Below are 21,218 nucleotides of genomic sequence, written 5' to 3'. Positions count from 1 at the left end.
CCTTAAGGAAAGCTTGCTTCGTAAGCAACGCTATTTCTTCATTATCGACAATGCCAGCTTTTCAATACGGCGGTTGATTTTCGTGAAAAAACCTTCATCCAGGATGGAGATCGGCTGAACGAGGATCGTGTAGAGTCCCATACGATTTCCCCCCAGGACATCGGTCAGCATTTGATCACCGATCACAGCCGTTTGTCTGGCATTCGTCCCAAGCAGCTTCATAGCCTTGTGGAACGAAACGTTCGTCGGTTTTTTCGCCCGGTAGATGAATGGAATGCCCAGCGGCTCTGCAAAGGCGGACACTCGCCCACGGTGATTGTTGGATACAATCACAACTTTGAAGCCCAATTGCTGTACGCGTTTCAACCACTCTATCAGCTCTGGAGTCGCATGCGGATCGCGCGCGCCAACAAGCGTATTATCAAGGTCTGTAATGATACCGCGAACGCCGAATCCCCATAGATGATCGATATCGATATCATAAATCGTGTGCACGGACTGTCTAGGCACAAGCTTTTTCAGCAAACGAATTCCCTCCAACTAATTCCTCGACATATACGTGAAACTATACCATAGTGACCCGTTAGTTGCAAAAAAGAAAAGAACATATTTTCCCACAAACACTTATTATAAATTAGCAGGTAAAGGCAGCCACTGCAGTACCTTTTGTATTTTCCGGTCCCAGTAACCCCATTCGTGTTCGCCCGGCTCCTCCTCATAGGTTAGCTCGATCGACAACTTTCGCAGATGCTCGCGGAATCGAACATTATCCTCATATAAAAAGTCTTCTGTTCCGCAGCATTGGTACAATTGCGGAGTTTCCGCGTTATTGGCAGCTAATTGGTCGGCCAAATGGAATAAATCGTTTTCGCTGCCCTCAATCCGGCTCAAATCGCCATAGATTAGCTTAAAGTCATCATTCCGCACCTGCTCTCTGGCAAAACGTCCAAGGTCGAGCGCGCCAGACAAACTGGCTGCAGCAGCAAATCGGTCAGGATGCGTAAGCGCCAGCTTCATAGCGCCATATCCGCCCATCGACAATCCCGCCACATAATTCAGTTCTCTCTCCTCGGCGAGCGGGAAAAAAGATCTGGCAAGCGCAGGTAATTCTTCGCTGACAAAAGTCCAGTATTTATAGCCATAAGCCATATCTGTATAAAAGCTGCGATTGACGGCTGGCATGACGACAGCGATACCTCGCCCAGAGGCGTATCGCTCAATAGAAGTTCGGCGCAGCCATATCGTATGATCGTCTGACAAGCCGTGCAGCAGATAAAGGGTGGGGTGCTTTTTCCCATGGATTTTGGAATCCATGCCGATTTGGCTCTGCGTGATTTGAGGAACAACGACGTACATCGATACGGAAACCCCTAACGCTTCCGAATAGAAATGACAATCCATAAACGCCATAATTGATTCTCCCCTCACAGGCAAAACCACCCCCTTGGTTGGCGGGTGGTTTATATGCCTATTTCATTTGCTCTTTTAGTTTGGTGATCGATTGCGAAACTTTCCAATAATCCTGCTCCGTGGAGCTTAGTTGACTGTACTTCGCTCGTTCGAAGAGCAGAAGAACCGTCTCCAGCTCTTGCTTCATCCATTTGCTTTGCTTTGACCAACGGTTCACAGCCTCGCGCATCGTTTCATGTTCAAGTCTCGAATAACCCTTGCGCCTGCTCAAGCGAAGCAATTTTTCAAATTCCACAATAATTTTTTGATTAAAATTAACAGCTTGCGCCTGCTTACGTTTCGTTCGCCAAGCTTTTAAGGAAACACTTTTGAACATCAGGAACAATACAGATGCGATAACGGCAATAACTGCGGCTCCAGCTGCGCTCAACCACAGCCAAGTATAATTCGAACCGCTTTCTGTTTCGGTAACTTCATTTACAGGCTCGTTATCGGTAGAAAGATCGGTTGGTTCAACTGCCGCTTCAGGGAAAACGTTGGGCAGCGCGAAGCCGGATGTAGGCTCAAATGAAATCCAGCCATATCCTTCAAAGTAGACTTCAACCCATGAATGAGCGTCTGAATTTCTGACTGTATAAGTGCCCGCTCCATTGGGATCGATGTCTTCTCCAAATTGGCTCATGACACCAAAATCCCTGATTTGATCCGGAATCGGCGAGGCCCCTGACGAATACCCCTTGACCCAGCGGGCAGGAAGCCCGATGGAACGTGCCAGCACAGTCATCGACGTGGAATAGTAATCGCAGTAGCCCTGCTTCACTTCAAACAAAAAGCGGTCTACGAAATCTTTGCTTTTGCCTTTGCTTTCGTCAGGAGTGTTCGTGTAAGGATAGTGCTCGGACAAATATTTTTCAATCAGCTTGGCTTTGTCATAAGGATTGGTCCCCGTTTTCGTAATGTCCACAGCCAATTGCTTGACGCGATCAGGCAGCTCTGCAGGCAGCTGCAAATACTCGCTCCATTCCGGCCGTTGTGCATAGTCGGACTTCGCTTGACGGAGACCGGGCTCATCAAGAATCGGCTCCTGCGTTATAATCTTATAATCTTTGGGGTAATTATTTTTGTCGATAAAGCGCAATTCGCTTTGACGAGGAGCCCAGAGCAGCTGCTGATACGGATTTTCTCCCTTGTTGATCTCTTCGATCTTTTGAATGGCAAAGCCACCGAATATGACGGGAAAAACCTCTTCCCGGTCCATCATAATGGTTTGGGTCACTTCTTTCGTTTTCAAAAGCGACATATTAAACCTGGGATCCGTCTGCATGGGATTGCCGTTTACACGCGTTAACGAAAGATTCTTCTCAGCAGGACTAAGCTCCCAGCCCTTCCCATTGTAGAGGGATCTTGTCTCTCCGCGGAAATAAGTCCGTTTTGTCGTATCCACGGTCATCACGGGCGTATAGTCATACCGGAACCCGCCGCCAAGCTTGCTGTCGTCTCGGCTATAACCGGATGCAGCATCCACTGTCGAGGCTGATGTGCTAATCCCTTTGCCAAGTAAAGGGACAGTCTCGCCGCGGCTTACTTTCCATGCCGTATAAGGATCGGTTAGAACCGGGTCTACTGTCGGTGATATCGCACCGATGAAAAGAGTGAAAATGACGATGAGTACGATCGGAATCCCAATCGAAGCCGGATACTCAATAATCGATTCCCAAATAAAGGGTGCCCGCTGCTTCAATTGCGCAAAATGACGAAGCATCAGCAGTGAAAAACCGCATAACAGCACAGCTGCAACTTGCTGCCACAAAAAGATGACGCTAAACGAATCACGAATAGCGAAGAACAGAACACTGACCAAAATCAGTACAAAAATTCGTAATTTGGATTGTACGGCCCACATGGCGAATAAATAAGCAACCCACGCTGTTAAACTGAACCATATGAACGGGGCGATCTGAACCGCGTTCAGTGTCAACCACTTTAAGACGTCTTTCCATGCCGTAAGTTTGACGCTCGTAAAATGATAGTCCAGTACATAGCCATGCATGCCGATAATCAGAACGAGTTGAAGCACCGTTCGCCAAAATCGGTGTAATCGGGGAATCAGATAGGTGAGAACGATAAGCCCCAGCGTTCCGCTAACCAGTGAAATGGTCTCCGGCAGCCATAGCCCATCTTCCTTGCTGATCCACAATACGAATTGAAGCAGAAACAATCCTGTGATGATCGCTGTCATGCGCTGCGGCCAATCTGCAAGCAGGATTCTTTTCCATAACGGATTACGCATAGCGCTTCGCCCCTCCTAACAGGTTAGGGAGTTCAGTCAATTGAGTAACCTCATAACCCATAAATCCTTGGGCGCGAATTTGCTTAATCCAATTCTCTTGAATGCTTGCCGGCTCAGCGGGTTGCAATTTGAATGCATCTGTCGTTGCACCATGAATCCAAATATGACAAGGATTCATTTGGAGATTCTTAAGATAGTGCAGCGCTTGCAACATGGCAACTCCCCTTTGCGGTGAGATAAGGACGAAGAAGCAGCCGGCCGGGAGTTGACGGGAACGATCTTTTAAAATCTGGTTTAACTGATGGTATCCATCCGCCTCCACACCGACCAAATGGTTCATAATTTGTTTGTGGTGATTCTGGCTTTGCTTCGGCTCCATATAGGTTGCTTCCTTACCGATGGACAGTAAGCCTAACGCCAAATCGCGGCCGGATGCGTATTTGAATAGCGAGGCGGCAACCGATACGGCAAGCTCGAACTCAGCAGCATCCCGGTATGATCGGCTCGTACGATCGAGCAAAATAATCGTTTTGGGCAGCGACTCGCGTTCGAACTCTTTGGATTTCCACGTACCTGTCTTAGCAGTTGCATTCCAATGTATGCGGGAAAGGCGATCCCCGTAAATATACTCACGGACACCGTTAATTTGCGTCGTTTCGCGGTGCGCACGCGTCGTTGTGGAATGATGCTGCATACCTTTTAACATTTGATGAAATTGGGACCACTCCCGAATCTGAACGGTTTGCGGATAGACGGTCACCTGTTGTTGCAGCTCTAAACGACCTTTATGTTGAAAAAAGCCGAATATGTCTTCCGTCATACATTCCGTCTCACCAAATCGGTACAGGCCTCTTCGCAAAGGAGGCGTGCTGTAATGCAGTTCGCCCCGCCGCCTCCAATCAGGTACGAGAGACCCTTCAAATACTGCAGTTTCACCGGCATCACCGTTCTGACGGATCAGCTGGTCTTTAATCATCATGTATGGAATAGGCCAAAAGCCAGGAATTTGCACACCAATGTCAATCTGAAGGCATTGACCAGCTTCAAGATTTGCCTCCTGTCCAACGTTCGTCAGTCTACGCACACCCTGCGTACGTTTGACCCCGCTCCAATTGCCGAGAAGCAAATACACGGACAAGAGCGTGACGATAATGAACAGCATCGAAGCCAGCTTGCCCCCTTGAAACAAGAGGAAAAAAAGACAGCCGACCACGCAGGAAACGAGAACCCATAAAGCTGCCGGAAACCGGGGGCGTTCCCCATATCGCTTCGAGAACGGACGGTTCATGGACTCACTTCTCCAATCGTACCGGCACGCGCACCTGTTCAAAAATCGATCCCAGAACAGAGGTGACGGTCGCTCCGTCCATGCGCGCTTCAGAATGAAGAATCATTCGGTGCCCGAGGACGTAAGGAGCCAAATATTTAATATCATCAGGGATGACATAATCCCTTCCGTTCATAAAAGCGTATGCTTTGGCGGCAAGTACGAGCGAGAGCGTTGCCCTCGGGCTGGCACCAAGGAATACGGCTTTATGTTCCCGCGTTTTTCTCGTAATCGTGACCAGATAGTCGGCAACGGCTTCATCCATATGCACGCTGCGGACATCCGCTTGAATCGTCAGCACTTGATCCGTAGTCATAACAGCATGCAGCGACTCCATAGGATGCGCTTTGCTCTGAGTGACAATCATTTGCTTCTCGGCAGCTTCATTCGGATACCCCAGGCTGATCTTGATCATGAATCGGTCAAGCTGAGCTTCCGGGAGCGTATAGGTTCCCTCGAAATCGATTGGGTTTTGCGTAGCGAGCATCAGAAACGGAGAAGGAAGATCATGTAAATCGCCGTCTACCGTAATGTGCTGTTCCTCCATCGCTTCCAGCAAAGCGGATTGCGTTTTGGTCGTCGCCCGGTTGATTTCATCCACAAGCAAAATATTCGTCATGATGGGGCCGGATCGGAACAAAAATTTCTCTTCTTTAGGATGATATATGGAAACACCTGTAATATCAGAAGGCAGTAAATCAGGATTACATTGAATACGGCGAAATTGGCCGTCAATAGAACGCGCCAATGCTTTGATAAGCACCGTTTTACCCGTGCCAGGCACATCCTCCAGTAAAACATGCCCGCCGGCCAGCATCGCGGTGAGCAACAATTCAATCTCGGGGCTCTTGCCAAGAATGCATGATTCCAAATTCGATTTCAATTTCGCTAGCACTTCCACGTGTTGTTGGGTGGCAGTTTCCATGTCTGATCCTCCTTAGAGCTTTCCTTTAGGAAAGCTATCGTCGTAAGCGTTTGCCTTAGAAGCTAAAAATCACAGCTATAAGCCATTATCCTTAGAAAATACAGGTAAACGAGCGTAAATCTAGTTTACAGGAAAGTATTTCGTCCGTATACTTGTAATTTTTCTAAATTTCTTTGTAAATAATAACCATCTCATAGTAGATCAGTAGTCCTACAGAGTTAATAAATTCTACTTGAGGGACGCATCATCCTTCACGTGCAGAGAGGTTTCAACGCATTTGATCTGGAACCTGACATACATGCAACCTGAAAAGGTCAACCAGGAGTCTGGTTGACCTTTTCATTCATAGGGAACTATCAGCGCTGGACATATAAAATTCATCCTTTTGGCCTAACGATTACCGCAGCCAAGAACGAGAATATAATCGCCGCCGAAATACCGGCGCTCGTAACTTTAAAGATACCGGTTATTATACCGATATAACCTTCTTTTTGCAGCTCTTCAAGCGCCCCGTGCACAAGCGCGTTGCCAAAGCTTGTTATCGGCACCGTCGCGCCGGCACCGGCGAATTCGATAAACGGATCGTACAGGCCGCATCCGTCCGCTATTGCCCCGAGCACCACGAGTGTGCTCATTGTATGAGCCGGAGTTAGCTTACATACATCCATGAGCAGCTGCCCGAAAACACATATAGCACCGCCAATCAGAAAAGCCCAAACGAAATTCACGCGTACAACCCCCCAGACTCTATTGAAACAGCATGTGCAATGCAAGGAATGCTCTCTCCCTGTTGAAATGAGAGCGGCGATAGCAGCGCTCCCGTTGCAACAACGAGGATTCGCTTCAGTTCACCATTTTTGATCCGCTTCAGCAAATGGGCGTAAGTGACTGTCGCTGAACACGCACAGCCGCTTCCCCCGGCTTGAACAGACTGCTTGTCCACATCGTAGATGATTAAGCCGCAATCGTTATATGTGGTCTGTTCAATAGGAAACTTGTGCTTCTTGAACAGTTCATTCGCAATGTTATAGCCTACCGTGGCGAGATCTCCCGTCACGATCAAATCGTAATAACCGGGCTCCCTGCCCAGGTCGCGGCAATGAGCCTGAATCGTATCTACCGCTGCGGGAGCCATGGCAGCCCCCATATTGAACGGATCCTTAATTCCCATATCAACGATCCGTCCGATCGTAGCTGAGGTGACGACCGGTCCGTCACCGGACCTTCCAAGCACGGCCGCGGCAGCACCGGTCACTGTGTATTGTGCCGTCGGAGGTTTCTGAGAGCCATACTCCGTCGGATAACGGAACTGTTTCTCCGCCGTGCAATTATGACTGCAAGTGCCGCTCATCGCGTAGTGAGCCGCGCCGGAATCAACCAACTGCGCGGCAAGCGCGAGCCCTTCCATCGAGGTCGAGCAGGCGCCGAAGATGCCGAGATAGGGCATGTTCAGCGTGCGCGCAGCGAACGTATTGGAGATGATCTGATTCATCAGATCTCCTCCGATGTAGAATTGCACCTGGCCGCCGGTTAGCCCGGCGTTATCCAGCGCGCGCTGAGCGGCTTCTTCGAGCAGCGCCTTCTCCGCTTTCTCCCACGTCTTCTGACCAAGTGTCATGTCGCCGTGAACAATATCAAAATCTTCGCTGATAGGCCCCTGCCCCTCATCAGGTCCTACCACGGTCCCCGTCGCAAGAATGACGGGCCGATTTTCAAAGATCCAGCTCTGATGTCCTTTCAGCATACGCTTCAGCCCCCGGTTCCAATGATGAGATGCACAAGACCGACAAAAAAAGCTGCTACCGTGCCGAATACAATAACAGATCCGGCCAGCTTGAACATGTTGCCCCCTACCCCAAGCACTATTCCTTCGGCTCGGTGTTCAATAGCTGCGGAAGCTAACGAATTAGCAAAACCGGTCACAGGTACGGCCGACCCGGCCCCAGCCCACTGGGAAATTTTATCATAGACGCCAAAGCTGGTAAGGACTACAGAGATGAAAATTAATACGGCTACCGTCGGATTGCCGGCCGTTTTCTCAGTAAATCCAAACCATTTAATGAACATTTGCATGAAACATTCACCAATCAAGCAAATAAATCCGCCAACGAAAAAAGCGCGGATACAGTTTTGCAGCACCGGTCTTTTCGGCTCCTTAGCCTTGGCCAGCTTCTGGTATTCCTGCTGTGTCATGGTCATGTTTTTCTTTTTATTGTTGGCCATATAATTCCTCCATCTAGCTCCTCAGAGTGGTCTCCAGCTCCTTGATCACTTGCCTCATTTGCTCAGAGCATGTGGTGTACATTTGTTGTGCCTCCGGATGACGAGTGGTCAGTGAGAATAGATCTAAATCCGCTTCACACTTTTTCAATGTGGCAAGCAGTATCAGCTTTTGACTCGGCTTAGGCACTTTGAGCTTATCATCATACAGATCGACCATTAATACACCATATGTATCCACTTGTCCAAGAAACACATTTTCTTTCGTCACCCCTATCTTATCCAGCTCACTGTGAAGCCATCCTCTGCTTTTGCCTGCTGTTGCCAGAGGCTCATCCTGGATCACTCCATCCATGATGACTGCTTGAGCCGGCTTCTCTGTGACAAGCTTCAGGCCGATATGTTTCGGTGTAAGCGGCTGATGTTCACTCTTGAGCAGCACACTCAATTCTCCACTCGTTTCCAGCATGGCAAACTCTACGTCAGCCACTTTGAACACACTTTTGGTGCGCAGCTGCTCAAGCAGCTCGTCCGCAGTGTAACGTTCCTTTTTTAAGTTATCCTCGAGAATCTTGCCGTCCTTGACAAGCATCGTGCCTGTTCCTTCGAACCAATGACGTAACGTTTTACTTTTGAGCGTCAACATTTCCAGAACTAAGGGCACTATAAACCAGATAAACATAGCAATAAGCCCATAAGAATAATGACTATCCAGATCTGTTGAAACGACGCCTGCCAAGTCACCGATCGCAATTCCCGTTACGTACTCGAAAAAAGTGAGTTGGGATATTTGTTTTTTACCAAGAATCCTTGTAAAAACGAACATTGTCACTAACGCGGTTAGCGATCTGATGACAATAATAAACCACTCAGGCACAAACTTTCCCTCCCTTGCCTTTTGTACCAAACAAAGTCATTATGCGCTTTTTGAGGGGCAACTATCATCATTTTCATATGGATTTAATTGGCAATTATGGAGAACGAAAGAACGGGAATATTAAAGAGCGTCGCAAAATTGAGTGACTCTTACGATGCCGGTTCGGCTGTGTAAAACTCAATATGCTTACGATGCCAGTTTGCATGCAAACTTAAGGAGGTGATTATCTTGACTGTAGCATCTCAAGTAAAAACAACGCTCGCTTCATTAAAAAGCGCTCAAGCGAGCCTTGAAACTTTTGCGTTGGGCACACAAAATCAAGAAGCGAAGCAACTTTTTGAAAATGCCGCCTCAGCGACTCAACAAATCGTGGATCAAGTTTCATCCCGCGTTCAACAATTGGAAAATGAAGAGCCCCAATACAAAGGCTTCTAAGCTAAAAATGAAAACAGCCTGCTGCGAGCCACATTCGCATCGGGCTGTTTGATGTTATACCCATAAAAGTAATATCAGGCTTAGCAGCACAAAAAGCACCAAAATAAGCAGCGTCAAATTTTCTTTTGACATGAAAGCCGCCTCTCATTCTTATCGAATAGTTATTTTCACTCCTCCGGCTGCCCTGATGCTTTTCGCAGTTCATTGGCCAGTCGGTGAAACTCTGCTCTCGCTTCAGGATCCTGGATCGCATTATAAGCAGCAGATAAAAAAGCAATGATGGTATTCGCGTCTTTCGCGCTTAGCATCTGTCCATCACCTCCCTGTCCAGTAGTCAAAAGTCAGCACCGAGTTTTTGAAAAAAGAATACGGCAAGTAGCAATAACCGTTATCTCCCCATGATTTGCCCCATGAATTACGCACGATCATCGTACCTTGACCCTTTCTCTTACCGTCTTTATAGCCCACCGCCAGCAACGCATGCCCACCCAGAAATTGTTCCTTTTTCCTGTTAGGATATGGAATTCGCCCTGTTCTGGCCGCCTGCGCACCCACAAAAGAATCGTAAAGCCAAATTCCGAAGACTACCGGTTGGCCATCGGCTAATGCCGCCTTGATGCCTGCAAGGTCATGAATACGGTGATACGCCTCGATACGATACTCACCTGCGGACGATTCCGCTTCTTGATCGGGCTTCTCCTTAAACTTCGCTATTCGGTAAGGCCACTCGGATTCTGGACAAACGCCTATTTTTTGGAGTACTTTCATACCGTCGCGAACGGTAGCCCCAGAGTCCCGGTTCACCGTACCTTTCAGTTCCCGTTCATGCCAATAGTGAAATAATCGGGACAAACGTGTCGACTCCCGTTCGTCCTGGCGAAGCCAATACTCCCGTAGCCCGCTAACGATGGCATTCGACGTGCAAGAACCCAGATTGCCTTGATTGACAACCGGAGAGAGCTTATTCCGTAAATCGATGTTGCGCGGTAATTGCGTCTCGCGAATATATTTCGGACTTCGATAAAAGAGATCGCGAAAATCACGCGGATCGCGTTTCACCGTATATTTTCTCATGGGGTTCCTCCTAATGTCGTAAGAATTACGTGAACAGATGTATTCCAATATATTCACCCATGGGCATCAGCGTGCAAAGGAGGCGACCTGAACATGAACAAAAAAGCGCGCTTTCCCCTAAAGGAAAACGCGCTTCATCATGTCCGGCTCACCCTAATATTATCTGCTCCGCATAGCTTTCAGATAAATTTGTATATATTTCGAGGTCATTTTCGATGTAGTAAATCGCTCTGTGACATACCGGCGAAGCACCTCAGGACTCGGATATTTCCCGACATTCACCTTCCGGATCATTTCCGGTACGGAACGACAGATTAATTGCGGAAATCCGGCCAATACTTCGGATACCGCCCCATTGTTTAATGCGATGACCGGAGTCCCGCAGGCCATAGCTTCGATCATGACCAACCCGAACGGCTCCTCCCATAAAGTTGGAAACAATAGGCAGCTGGCTCGTTTAAGTAATAGTTGCTTCTTACTGCCCCCGACAGGTCCGACATAATGGATGCGAGGATTTCGGCGTATTCGCGGTGCGATTTCTTTGCGAAATAGCTCCCGATCTTTGATCGGACCGGCAATAATGAGCTTCTTGTTTGTTCGTTCCGCGATCTCGATGGCATGCAGAATGCCTTTTTCCCTCAGAATTCGTCCAATGAATAGCAAAAAGCTGCGTTTATCTGAGCTGAACTCATATTCGCTTGGTTTAACACCGTTATATACATAATCGCCCCGACTTTTGCCCATCACGATTTGAGCGCGTTTACTGACATAAACGGGGTGTTTAACGCGCTGTTTGACAGGCAAATGCAGGGTGCACACGGTCGGGATTCGCAGCTGTCTCCTGCCCAAAGCTGAGCTGAAAGTGTGATCATGGATGATATCAACGCCTTGCGGCATTCTGCTGAGTACAAAACGTGCAATGCCTTCGTCGCGAAGTCCTGCAGGTATTGGAATCAGCCTTGCGCTGCTTCTGCTCCCTCTCGCTGCAAATATGGTTACATCATGCCCCCGGCGTACCAATTCCTCCGTCAGCTCGTATACTACTTTTTCCGTACCTCCCTGATTGGTAGGGGGGATTCTGCCCGCATCCGGGATATTAGAAATTACTTGGACGATTTTGAGTCGTCTCATCCTTGTATCACTCCATTCCTCATAACATTTAATCCAAGATAAAGTCTCAGAATCGCCAAGCCTCTCACTTTCACTATCTCTATCAACTGATTCAAGTCTTGTTTCTTTTTCAAAGTATGCACGTAAACTCTTAAATTCTTGGACATCAATCATTGTTTCATATAAATGTATGAGAGTAACAGTCTCTTTCATTTGGTTAAAAAAGGTCATAGGCATACGTCTTTCTTTCAGGTATGATGAAAGGGCAATGAATGAATAACAGACAGAGGTGATCTGCAATCATGACAATATTCACGAAGGCGCTTACATCGCAAAAGGCTATTACGAAATGGTCATTACTATGTGCCGGACTCCTATTATCAGTTACGTTAGTTTCCGAGACCGCTTCAGCGCGTGAAAGTCAATTTACGCGAAGCGGCACAGGGCCTCTTTATTGGAGTACCTACGAATATCAATATACGCATAATGCACCGATGGACGAGATCGAATGGAAGAAAAACATCGACTGGATCGCAAACGATTACAAGAGTTACGGTTACGATTTGATCGTTTCGGACGGCTGGATCGAAGGTGCACAGCAAACAAATGAAAACGGATACATTATGTCCCATAATGATAATTGGAAGCACGACTGGGGTTATTGGTCGCAATATATTCAAAATAAAGGCATGAAAATGGGTGTGTATTACAATCCTCTTTGGGTGACCAGAAGCGCCGCGAACGATCCGAGCAAGACAATTGTTGGTACTAACTACAAGGTTAAAGATATCGCGAACTCTTCCGACAAGTTCAATGACGACTTGTATTGGGTTGATGTGACCAAGCCGGGAGCCAAAGAATATATTCAAGGCTATGTGAACTATTTCAAACAGTTAGGCGTCCCGTATCTCCGAATCGATTTTCTCTCGTGGTATGAAAACGGTACCGATAAAGGGAAAAAGATTGGCGTCAATCACGGCTCCGCGAATTACCAAACCGCGCTGAAATGGATGCATGAAGCAGCCGGCGACGATATGGAGCTGAGTCTTGTCATGCCGCACCTGAACAATCACGCGGCCGGCGAACTTCCTTACGGCGATATGGTAAGAATTAATGAGGATCTTGCCCATGGCGGCTGGGAAAACTTAAGCGGTCAGCGCCAGAATTGGATGAATGGCTGGTCCCAATGGGCGAATCCGTTTCAAGGCTTCACCGGTTTCTCCGATATTGCCGGACGCGGTTCCAACATGATTCTGGACGGCGATTTCATCCGGATGAACACGTTCAAAACCGATGAAGAACGCAAAAGCATCATTAATTTGTTTACGATGGCCGGCTCGCCGATTGCCATAACGGATCAACATTCGACCATCGGCAAAACCGGCAGTTTTTACAAAAACAAAAACATGCTCGATCTTCATAATCAAGGGTTTGTAGGTAAACCTTATTATCGTAACGGTAACTCGTTCAGCAGCGATCCAAACGCCCGCGACTCTGAGAAGTGGTTGGGCCAAATGCCGGATGGAAGCTGGATCGTAGGTTTATTTAATCGTTCGGATTCCAGCGCGATTCGTTCAGTTGACTATGTCAAAGATTTGGGGCTCGGCGGTTCGGCTCTAACGACAGATATGTGGACTGGAAGCAATCTGGGAGCTTTGACCTCTTACAGTCCGGCCTTAGACAAACACGCATCTAAAGTCGTGAAAATCAAGCCTAACAGCACGAATGCAACGTATGAAGCGGAAGTAGCGACTTGGCTTGGCGGTACGCATTTTAACAACAATCATACGGGGTATAAAGGATTCGGCTTTGTCGATGGACTCGGCAATGTCGGCGCAAAAATCGTATATGCCGTCAGTGTGCCTGAAGATGGCGACTATCCGATCTCCTATCGTTACGCGAATGCGACCGGCTCTGGCAGTACGATGCATGTAAGCGTTGCCGACGATAAAGGAGCTTTCGTGCAAGCGGCTCGGAAGGTAACTTTTGATCATGCATCGAGCTGGGATCGATGGATGAACCGTACGGATCAGATTCATTTGAAAGCCGGCGTGAATCTGATTACATTAGAAAGAACGGCGGCCGATACAGGTGCCATCAATTTGGACCATATCTTATTGAATCCAAATCGACTCGGGGAAATGAACGCTTCATTTCTGATCAACGGGGATTTTGAAAGCGGTGACATCGATGGATGGAACGAGTGGCACCCGGGGAATCAATCCGCAAAGTACGGCGTGGATGCTTATGATGTTTATCGGGGCGGCAAGAAGTTGTATTTCTGGGATACCAAAGCCTATAAGCAAAGTGTTCATCAGAAAATATACGGGTTAACAAATGGAACTTATACCGTGAGCGCTTGGGTAAAAGAAACGGTTTACGGGGACAAGCCGAAGACTGTTCGAATGGAAATTGGCAGCCACGGAGGCAAGACAGTGTATAAAAACATTACACCGTCAAGTGGTTATCAGCGGATTCACGCTACCGTTCAAGTGTCCAGCGGACAGCTCGACGTAGGCTTTTACGTCGATTCTCCCGGACTGACTTCTTTGCAAATCGATGAGGTATCGGTTGTGAAAAATTAATTGAATGTGAAAAGAGCTACTTGAGATTCCTCTCAAAATAGCTCTTTTTTCTGCTTGAAACCCTGTTTAACTCCCCACGCCTTCTTTACGATACTGGTTCGGCGGTAAACCGACGATCTTCTTGAAGGCTGTACTGAAGTAATGCTGGGAGTCGTAACCTACATGCTCCGCAATTTCCAACATGGGCAAATCGGTAGATGTAAGGAGGTGAATCGCATGCTTGATTCGGATTTGCGTGAGCATGCTGATGAAGGAGATTCCTGTCTCCTGTTTAAAAATACGGCTTAAATATACAGAGGATACCCTCAGGTCGTTGGCGACGCCTTCAAGGTTGAGATCAGGGTCACTAAACTGTTTGCTGATCAAATCCTTGGCTGAGCGGACGAACGGCGACAGACGCGTTTCCTTGTAGACCTCTGTCTTCGCCTGCAGGTAGGCGGAAGCAACGGTTTCAACCCCGCTTGTCACGGGTAAAAATGCCGACACCGCCGTAATTTTCAAATACGTGAGAATAGCTTCATCAATGGAATGAAGAACAGGGTCTGGCACCGTATGCCACAGCAAGACGACGAGCATTCCCATATGATCGCGGAATTTAACAAGGGTATAAGGCGATAATATCTCCTCCACCATATTTTCCATCGCGAACAGATACAACTGGCGGTCTTTCTCTGAAAGAAGCTCTTTTCCCCTGGAGGCACTAGGCCATCGAATGACACCGATCTGCACGGGCGTGCTCACAGGCATTTTCAGAAATGAAAGCTGCTCCAGGATCTCCCCTTCGCTCAATTCGCCATCCATCCACTCGAGACAAAAGCGCTCCCTCAGCAGCGAGAAGTTTCGTTCGATCTGCTTGGAGGCCATGAGTAGATGCTCCTCGTTTTTGGCTGCGATTTCCAGCTGTTTCACGGCTTTCTCCAGTATCGCGAAAAGCTGCTGAGGACTAACCGGCTTCAGGATATAGTCGTCTACGCCAAGGCGAATCGCTTCCTGCGCGTAAGTAAATTCATCATGCCCGGTAATAATGATAACTTTGCAGGCCGGCAGACGCTCCCTGATGAGACCGATCAAGGTCAGGCCATTCATAATCGGCATGTTCAAATCCACTAGCAGAATCCGAACATCATGCTCCAGTGCAAGCTCCAGCGCTTCTTCTCCGTCCTCCGCTTCAGCAGCAACCTTAAGACCAAGGCGTTCCCAGTCGACACAGTCTCGTATGCCCTCACGAATGTTAGGCTCATCGTCCGCGATAAGAACCTTCCAACCTTGCACCATACTATCCCGCCTCTCTTCCTCGAATAACCGGATGAATAATCGTTACTTTCGTTCCCAGCCCAGGCTCGCTTGTCATATACACGCCATAACTCTCACCGTAGGTCAACTGTATGCGTTCTTGGATGTTCGTCAATCCGTAGCCATCCCCGGACACGTCTTCGCCGCCGCTTCTCTTCCTCGTTGTTGCACCGGCTAGAGCCTGCCTGAGCTTAGTAAGTTTCTCTGCCGGCATTCCCGCACCATCGTCTGCTATATCTATAACAACCCGTTCTCCATCCAGGACTGCTCGAATATGAATGCGCCCAGGTCCACGCCGCTCCTTGATCCCGTGGTAAATGGCATTTTCTACAATAGGTTGTAAAATGACTTTAATCACAGACAATCCCTGAAGCTTTGGGTCAATGTCCACGCTATAATTAAGCTTGTCGCGATATCTCGTCTTTTGAATCGTCAGGTAGCTTTGGATATGAGTCATTTCTTCCATGAGCGGAATGATCTCATTCCCTTTGCTCAGCCCAATCCGGAACAGCCGGGAGAGCGCATCCACAACTTCCGTCACTTCATTGGCACCGCTTTTGCGTGACAGCCATTGAATCGTATCCAGGGTGTTGTATAAAAAGTGCGGCTTAATATGCGCTTGAAGACTGCGCAGCTCGGCTTCCCGCTTCTTCTTCTGCTCCTCTTCCACCATGTCGATTAGCTTCGTCACTTGCAGCAGCATCGCGTTGAAGCTGCGCCCTAACATCCCCACTTCGTCCTGACGATCATCCTTGAAGCGGATCGACAAATTCCCATCCTCGGCCCGCCGCATGAACGACATCAACTGCCAAATCGGTTTTGATATCGTATAAGAGAGGAAACTGGATGCAGCTATCCCCAGCAAACATACGATGAAAATAAAACAAATGATATACAACCTGATCTCCCGGACTTCCATGAGCGTTTCTTTGCTAGAGAAGACGCCGACTGTCGTCCAATTCGTAAAAGGCGACTTGCGGAAAATAAACTGCACTCGCTTACCGTCAATTACCTTGGAAAATACGCCTGACGGGTTATCCTCAATCCACTTGAGATCCAGCCTGCTCACGATCGGATGTTGGGGGGTGTATATACTGTCTCCTTGATCGTCGACCACAGTCAAATAACCGGACTTGCCAAGCCTTACGTCCTTGACCGTTTCTGCGATGACACGCAGCTTCAGATCAATCAATACAACACCTTGGACCTCCTGCGTCTCCGGATCCACAATCGCGCGGACGACGGATACGATGTCATCATCCTTATAATTTACATGCGTGGTGACATTGCGTCCTGCCGGATGGCCAATCAGCTTGAAAATTCCTTTCTCCTCTACGGCTTCCTTGTACCAGCGTTCCTCCGTTAAGCTTCTGCTCGATCTGGCGTACATTTCATTGCTGAGATACTCGCCCTTCGCATTAACCACCATAATACCGGCGACTTCTGTATACAGGGTCGTAAAACCCTGCAAAAATTTCCGCATATCGTACTCTGACTCCGGCTGCTTCATGCTGCTTGTCAGAAAACGCTTTATCTGAGGATTAAATGATATAAAATAAGTCATGTTTTGAAGGTTGCTCGCGTAAAACTCCAGCGACTTGTTCACATTGCCGATCAACTGCGAAGTATGGTCGTTGACTTGCTTTTCAATAATGTTGTCCGTCGCCCAAGCAATGAGTACACCTAAGAAAATGGCCGGCAGCAGGCTGATCAGCAGAAAATGCATAATGAGCTTGGCCCGAATCGGCCAATTATTCAGTTGAAACCAGCGGACACTCCCCTTATTTCGCATAGTAGTTCTCCACGTTCTGCTGTGTCACGACTGTAATACCCGTATCTACGGAGGGAGGAACGAGCGATATACCGGACTGCTTCCAATCCGCCAGCGGCTGCACGATTTCATGTTTCAGATGGAACAGCTGCATAAGCGACCAGTAGCCCATGTTCCAGGTTCCTTGCGCAAGCGTGGCGGAAATAACGCCGCTTTTAACCATATCCAGTGTACCTTTATCGGTGTCAAAGCTAATGATTTTCACCTGCGGCGAGCGGCCGGCTCCCCTCACGGCATTACCAACGCCTACACCGCCGTTTGCTTCGGTAGCAAAAATTCCGGTCAGATCCGGGTTTTCCGCAAGCAGCTTCTTCGCCACACGTTCGGAATCAAGTTGATCACCTCTGCCGTCCTCAACTGCTATGACCTGCATGTTCGGGTACTGGGTGCGGATCGTATCCTGAAATCCTCTCGTACGATCCTGATGGTTTAGCTGTAAGGGCAATGTAATGACGGCCGCTTGTCCCGAACCTCCAAGAAGCTCGCCAAGCTGCTGCGCCGCTTTGACACCGGCATTATAATTATCTGTCCCAAGGAATGAATATGCTTTGGACTTCGGAGCCCCCGAGTCAAAAAGCACAACAGGAATGCCCGCCTCCACCGCTTTATTGATGGAAACGACAAGCGCTTCCGGATTGATAGCGGATACCGCAATACCAGCAGGCTTTTTCGCAATCACTTGTTCCAGCACAGTCCGCTCCTCGTTAGCATCATATTGGGTCGCCCCCCGGTACTCAACAGATACGTTTAGAATGTTGGCCGCATCTTCGAACCCTTTGAGACAGCTTTTCCAATAGTCGATGCCAGACTGGAAATTGACCATTACGTATTTCTCCCCGATATCACCGTGAAGTCCCCCCTTCAAAGCTTCGTCCGAATGTTCGGATGCATCTCTGAAAGCGTAAACATAAAGAAACAGCAAAAAAGTGGCAATTAATACAGCGTAGATCATCAACAGTTTTTTCATCATGTTCCCACCTTGTGTGTGTGTGTGGCTTCTATGCTCTTATTATAGCAAAACGAAGGCCACTCGAAAGCGACAAAATCACCCATTCGGGTGACTTTGAATTCGCTTAACAAAGTGGACTTAGTTTGTTTTTGATTTATTGTAGATATCAAAACCGACGGCAAGCAGCAGTACGAGACCTTTGATGCCTTGCTGCCAGTCGATGCCAAGCCCAACGAGCGACATCCCGTTGTTCATAACGCCCATCACAAGTCCGCCGATCATCGCGCCGATAACTGTACCAATGCCGCCTGTCGCCGAAGCGCCGCCTATGAAGCAAGCAGCAATGGCATCAAGCTCGAAGTTGACGCCGGCTTTCGGTGTCGCCGCATTCAGCCTCGCGGCGAACACAAGTCCGGATAATGCGGCAAGCACGCCCATGTTGACGAACACCCAGAACGTGACCTGTTTCGTCTTCACACCGGAGAGCTTCGCCGCTTTCTCGCTTCCGCCTAGGGCGTAGATGTGCCGCCCCATCACCGTACGGTTCATCACGAAAGTGTATATAACAACGAGGACAAACAGTAAAATAAGAATGTTCGGAATGCCTTCATACGTGGCAAGTACATAAGTAAACACATTAATGACCGCTACAATCGCGATGAGCTTGGCAGCGAACAAGCCTTCCGGCATGACCTCGAAGTTATATTTCTTCTGAGTCCGTCTATCTTTCCATTCCTTCCAAACAAAAAGAAGCGACAACACGATGCCAATGATGATGGTCAACAAATGCAGTTTACTTCCTGCGGACAGATCCGGCAGGAAGCCGGAGCTTATTTTCTGAAAAGCCTTCGGGAACGGCGCAATCGATTGCCCCTGCAGCACGATCATCGTCAAGCCGCGGAACAAGAGCATGCCTGCGAGCGTTACGATGAACGATGGAATTTTCACATAAGCTACCCAAAAGCCCTGCCAAGCTCCAACGATCGCACCGATCACCAGCGAAATGACGAGCGCCAGTATGAAAGGCATTTTCATATCCACCATCATAATAGCGGATACCGCGCCGACGAAGGCTGCTACTGAGCCTACAGATAAATCGATGTTTCCGGTTATGATGACGAGAAGCATGCCAATGGCAAGAACCAGAATGTAGCTGTTTTGCAATATCAGGTTCGTAATATTTAAGGATTTCAACAAAATGCCGTCCGTCAAAATTTGAAACAGCAGCGTGATCAAAATTAAGGCCAGTATCATGCCGTACTGCCGGATGTTGCTTTTAAACATTTTCGCTAGCGTTTGCATGTGTTTCTCCCCCTGCTCTTGTCATATACCGCATCAGCTTCTCTTGCGTCGCATCTTCCCGGAGCACTTCGCCCGTCATCCGGCCCTCGCTCATTACATAAATGCGGTCACACATTCCGAGAATTTCCGGGAGCTCGGAGGAAATGAGCAAAATCCCTTTCCCTTCCATCGCCAGCTGGTTGATGATCGAATAAATTTCGTATTTGGCCCCCACATCAATGCCCCGTGTCGGCTCGTCGAGAATAAGCAGGTCAGGCTCGGCCAAAATCCACTTGCTAAGTACAACCTTTTGCTGATTGCCGCCGCTTAGATTGACCGTTTTTTGCTGAATGCTAGGCGTTTTGATCTTCATCAGCATGCGGTATCTCTCCGCTTCCACAACCTCCTGATTTTCATTCACGACCAAGCCTTTGGACAGCTTCTTCTTTAAACTGGCAAGCGAGATATTTCGTTTAATATCGTCAATAAGAATTAATCCGTAATTTTTCCGATCCTCGGTAACATAGGCAATCCCGTTATCGATCGCTTGATTAATGGTTTTCACTTCGATTTCCTTGCCGTTTTTATAAAGGTGTCCGTTGATTCTCTTCCCAAAGGATCTGCCGAAAATACTCATCGCCAGCTCCGTGCGTCCCGCCCCCATTAAGCCGGCAATCCCTACAATTTCACCGCGGCGGATATGAAAGCTAACATTATCGATCACTTTGCGTTCAGCCTGGTGAAGATGGTAAACATTCCAACCCTTCACTTCAAAAAACGGCTCACCGAGCTTAGGCTCCCGCGCCGGATAGCGGTGTGTCAGATCCCGGCCCACCATCCCTTTGATGATCCGGTCCTCCGTCACCTCGCTGCTGCTTGCATCGAGAGTCTCGATCGTCCTGCCATCCCGCAAAATCGTAATGGAATCCGCAACCTTCGAAATCTCATTCAGCTTGTGGGAAATCAGAATTGAAGCGATGCCTTGCTTCTTGAATTCGAGCAGCAGGTTCAGCAGGTTGTCACTGTCCTCTTCGTTCAGAGCTGCCGTCGGCTCATCGAGAATAAGCAGCTTCACTTTTTTCGAAAGCGCCTTGGCGATTTCAACAAGCTGCTGCTTGCCTACGCCAATCTCTGAGATCAGCGTGTTCGGCGATTCGCTAAGTCCCACTTTGCCGAGCAGCTCACGTGTCTTTACAATCGTTTCATTCCAGTCGATAATCCCATTCCGCGATTGCTCGTTGCCGAGAAAAATGTTTTCCGCTATAGATAAATAGGGAATAAGTGCCAACTCCTGATGAATAATGACAATCCCTAATTGTTCGCTTTGTTTAATGTCTTTGCAGGCGACGGTCTTGCCGCTGAACTTAATTTCCCCGTCGTAGGAACCATACGGATACACGCCGCTAAGCACCTTCATCAAGGTTGATTTGCCAGCCCCGTTTTCACCAAGCAGCGCATGGATTTCCCCATTTCTCACTTTCAAATTGACATTCTCAAGCGCTTTGACGCCTGGAAATTCTTTGGTAATGTTCTTCATCTCCAAAATGGCATCCGCTACGCCCATCTATGATTCACCAGACTTTCTCCGATTAAATTCATGAAAGCAGCGGC

Annotated in this window: 19 protein-coding genes; 2 read left to right on the top strand and 17 right to left on the bottom strand. The window is 48.3% G+C overall.

From position 1 onward, the window contains the following. Nucleotides 1-30: 30 nt before the first annotated feature. The 9 genes from ICC18_RS02745 to ICC18_RS02705 all read right to left on the bottom strand — a co-directional run bounded on the left by ICC18_RS02745 (nucleotide 31) and on the right by ICC18_RS02705 (nucleotide 8,998). Complete coding sequence (locus ICC18_RS02745) at nucleotides 31-525, bottom strand: YqeG family HAD IIIA-type phosphatase (RefSeq protein WP_188172833.1); 495 nt, start codon at nucleotides 523-525, stop codon at nucleotides 31-33. A gap of 102 nt (nucleotides 526-627) precedes the next feature. Continuing rightward, the gene (locus ICC18_RS02740) at nucleotides 628-1,410 is read right to left on the bottom strand and encodes an alpha/beta hydrolase (protein ID WP_188172832.1); all 783 of its coding nucleotides are present in this window, start codon (nucleotides 1,408-1,410) and stop codon (nucleotides 628-630) included. Nucleotides 1,411-1,468: 58 nt separating this feature from the next. After that, the gene (locus ICC18_RS02735) at nucleotides 1,469-3,700 is read right to left on the bottom strand and encodes a transglutaminase TgpA family protein (RefSeq protein WP_188172831.1); all 2,232 of its coding nucleotides are present in this window, start codon (nucleotides 3,698-3,700) and stop codon (nucleotides 1,469-1,471) included. After that, on the bottom strand, nucleotides 3,693-4,988 hold the full coding sequence (locus tag ICC18_RS02730) for a DUF58 domain-containing protein (RefSeq protein WP_188172830.1): 1,296 nt from the start codon (nucleotides 4,986-4,988) through the stop codon (nucleotides 3,693-3,695). Before ICC18_RS02730 ends, ICC18_RS02735 begins: the two co-directional genes overlap by 8 nt. Before the next feature lie 4 nt (nucleotides 4,989-4,992). Beyond that, nucleotides 4,993-5,952: an AAA family ATPase gene (locus ICC18_RS02725; protein ID WP_188172829.1), complete on the bottom strand. Its 960-nt coding sequence runs from the start codon at nucleotides 5,950-5,952 to the stop codon at nucleotides 4,993-4,995. A gap of 377 nt (nucleotides 5,953-6,329) precedes the next feature. Next, nucleotides 6,330-6,680 carry a stage V sporulation protein AE gene (spoVAE, locus tag ICC18_RS02720; protein WP_188172828.1) on the bottom strand — a complete coding sequence of 117 codons (351 nt, stop codon included), beginning with the start codon at nucleotides 6,678-6,680 and terminating at the stop codon, nucleotides 6,330-6,332. Then, nucleotides 6,677-7,696, bottom strand: coding sequence for a stage V sporulation protein AD (gene spoVAD / locus ICC18_RS02715; protein ID WP_188172827.1), 1,020 nt, complete (start codon nucleotides 7,694-7,696; stop codon nucleotides 6,677-6,679). The genes spoVAE and spoVAD overlap by 4 nt, the downstream gene beginning before the upstream one ends. A 5-nt stretch (nucleotides 7,697-7,701) precedes the next feature. Next, complete coding sequence (gene spoVAC, locus ICC18_RS02710; protein ID WP_188172826.1) at nucleotides 7,702-8,175, bottom strand: stage V sporulation protein AC; 474 nt, start codon at nucleotides 8,173-8,175, stop codon at nucleotides 7,702-7,704. 13 nt (nucleotides 8,176-8,188) lie between these two features. Then, nucleotides 8,189-8,998, bottom strand: coding sequence for a DUF421 domain-containing protein (locus tag ICC18_RS02705; RefSeq protein ID WP_188173208.1), 810 nt, complete (start codon nucleotides 8,996-8,998; stop codon nucleotides 8,189-8,191). A gap of 279 nt (nucleotides 8,999-9,277) precedes the next feature. Here ICC18_RS02705 and ICC18_RS02700 point away from each other — a divergent pair, with 279 nt between their 5' ends. Then, nucleotides 9,278-9,484, top strand: coding sequence for a DUF1657 domain-containing protein (locus ICC18_RS02700; RefSeq protein ID WP_188172825.1), 207 nt, complete (start codon nucleotides 9,278-9,280; stop codon nucleotides 9,482-9,484). A gap of 167 nt (nucleotides 9,485-9,651) precedes the next feature. Here the strand turns inward: ICC18_RS02700 and ICC18_RS02695 are convergent, their stop codons facing one another. From ICC18_RS02695 to ICC18_RS02685, 3 genes are all read right to left on the bottom strand, one after another. Then, on the bottom strand, nucleotides 9,652-9,792 hold the full coding sequence (locus tag ICC18_RS02695; RefSeq protein ID WP_188172824.1) for an N-acetylmuramoyl-L-alanine amidase: 141 nt from the start codon (nucleotides 9,790-9,792) through the stop codon (nucleotides 9,652-9,654). Between the two features lie 7 nt (nucleotides 9,793-9,799). After that, nucleotides 9,800-10,558, bottom strand: a complete 759-nt coding sequence (locus ICC18_RS02690) for a C1 family peptidase (protein ID WP_188172823.1) — start codon at nucleotides 10,556-10,558, stop codon at nucleotides 9,800-9,802. 159 nt (nucleotides 10,559-10,717) lie between these two features. Beyond that, the gene (locus ICC18_RS02685; protein ID WP_188172822.1) at nucleotides 10,718-11,689 is read right to left on the bottom strand and encodes a glycosyltransferase family 4 protein; all 972 of its coding nucleotides are present in this window, start codon (nucleotides 11,687-11,689) and stop codon (nucleotides 10,718-10,720) included. Between the two features lie 281 nt (nucleotides 11,690-11,970). Here ICC18_RS02685 and ICC18_RS02680 point away from each other — a divergent pair, with 281 nt between their 5' ends. Then, nucleotides 11,971-14,253, top strand: a complete 2,283-nt coding sequence (locus tag ICC18_RS02680; protein ID WP_188172821.1) for a carbohydrate-binding protein — start codon at nucleotides 11,971-11,973, stop codon at nucleotides 14,251-14,253. 66 nt (nucleotides 14,254-14,319) lie between these two features. Here the strand turns inward: ICC18_RS02680 and ICC18_RS02675 are convergent, their stop codons facing one another. The 5 genes from ICC18_RS02675 to mmsA form a co-directional block, all read right to left on the bottom strand. Further along, nucleotides 14,320-15,528: a response regulator transcription factor gene (locus tag ICC18_RS02675; RefSeq protein WP_188172820.1), complete on the bottom strand. Its 1,209-nt coding sequence runs from the start codon at nucleotides 15,526-15,528 to the stop codon at nucleotides 14,320-14,322. Between the two features lies 1 nt (nucleotide 15,529). Continuing rightward, nucleotides 15,530-17,338 carry a cache domain-containing sensor histidine kinase gene (locus tag ICC18_RS02670; protein WP_188172819.1) on the bottom strand — a complete coding sequence of 603 codons (1,809 nt, stop codon included), beginning with the start codon at nucleotides 17,336-17,338 and terminating at the stop codon, nucleotides 15,530-15,532. Then, on the bottom strand, nucleotides 17,328-18,344 hold the full coding sequence (locus ICC18_RS02665; RefSeq protein WP_188173207.1) for a substrate-binding domain-containing protein: 1,017 nt from the start codon (nucleotides 18,342-18,344) through the stop codon (nucleotides 17,328-17,330). Before ICC18_RS02665 ends, ICC18_RS02670 begins: the two co-directional genes overlap by 11 nt. Nucleotides 18,345-18,464: 120 nt before the next feature. Next, a complete protein-coding gene (gene mmsB / locus ICC18_RS02660; protein ID WP_188172818.1) occupies nucleotides 18,465-19,628 on the bottom strand; it encodes a multiple monosaccharide ABC transporter permease in 1,164 nt (387 codons plus the stop codon). Then, nucleotides 19,603-21,171 carry a multiple monosaccharide ABC transporter ATP-binding protein gene (gene mmsA, locus ICC18_RS02655; RefSeq protein WP_188172817.1) on the bottom strand — a complete coding sequence of 523 codons (1,569 nt, stop codon included), beginning with the start codon at nucleotides 21,169-21,171 and terminating at the stop codon, nucleotides 19,603-19,605. Before mmsA ends, mmsB begins: the two co-directional genes overlap by 26 nt. Between the last annotated feature and the right edge of the window lie 47 nt (nucleotides 21,172-21,218).

It is taken from the genome of Paenibacillus sedimenti (assembly GCF_014534655.1).
Lineage (GTDB): Bacteria > Bacillota > Bacilli > Paenibacillales > NBRC-103111 > Paenibacillus_E > Paenibacillus_E sedimenti.
The sequence above is the reverse complement of the archived record's forward strand: the minus strand, read 5'-3'. Positions and strand labels throughout refer to the sequence as shown.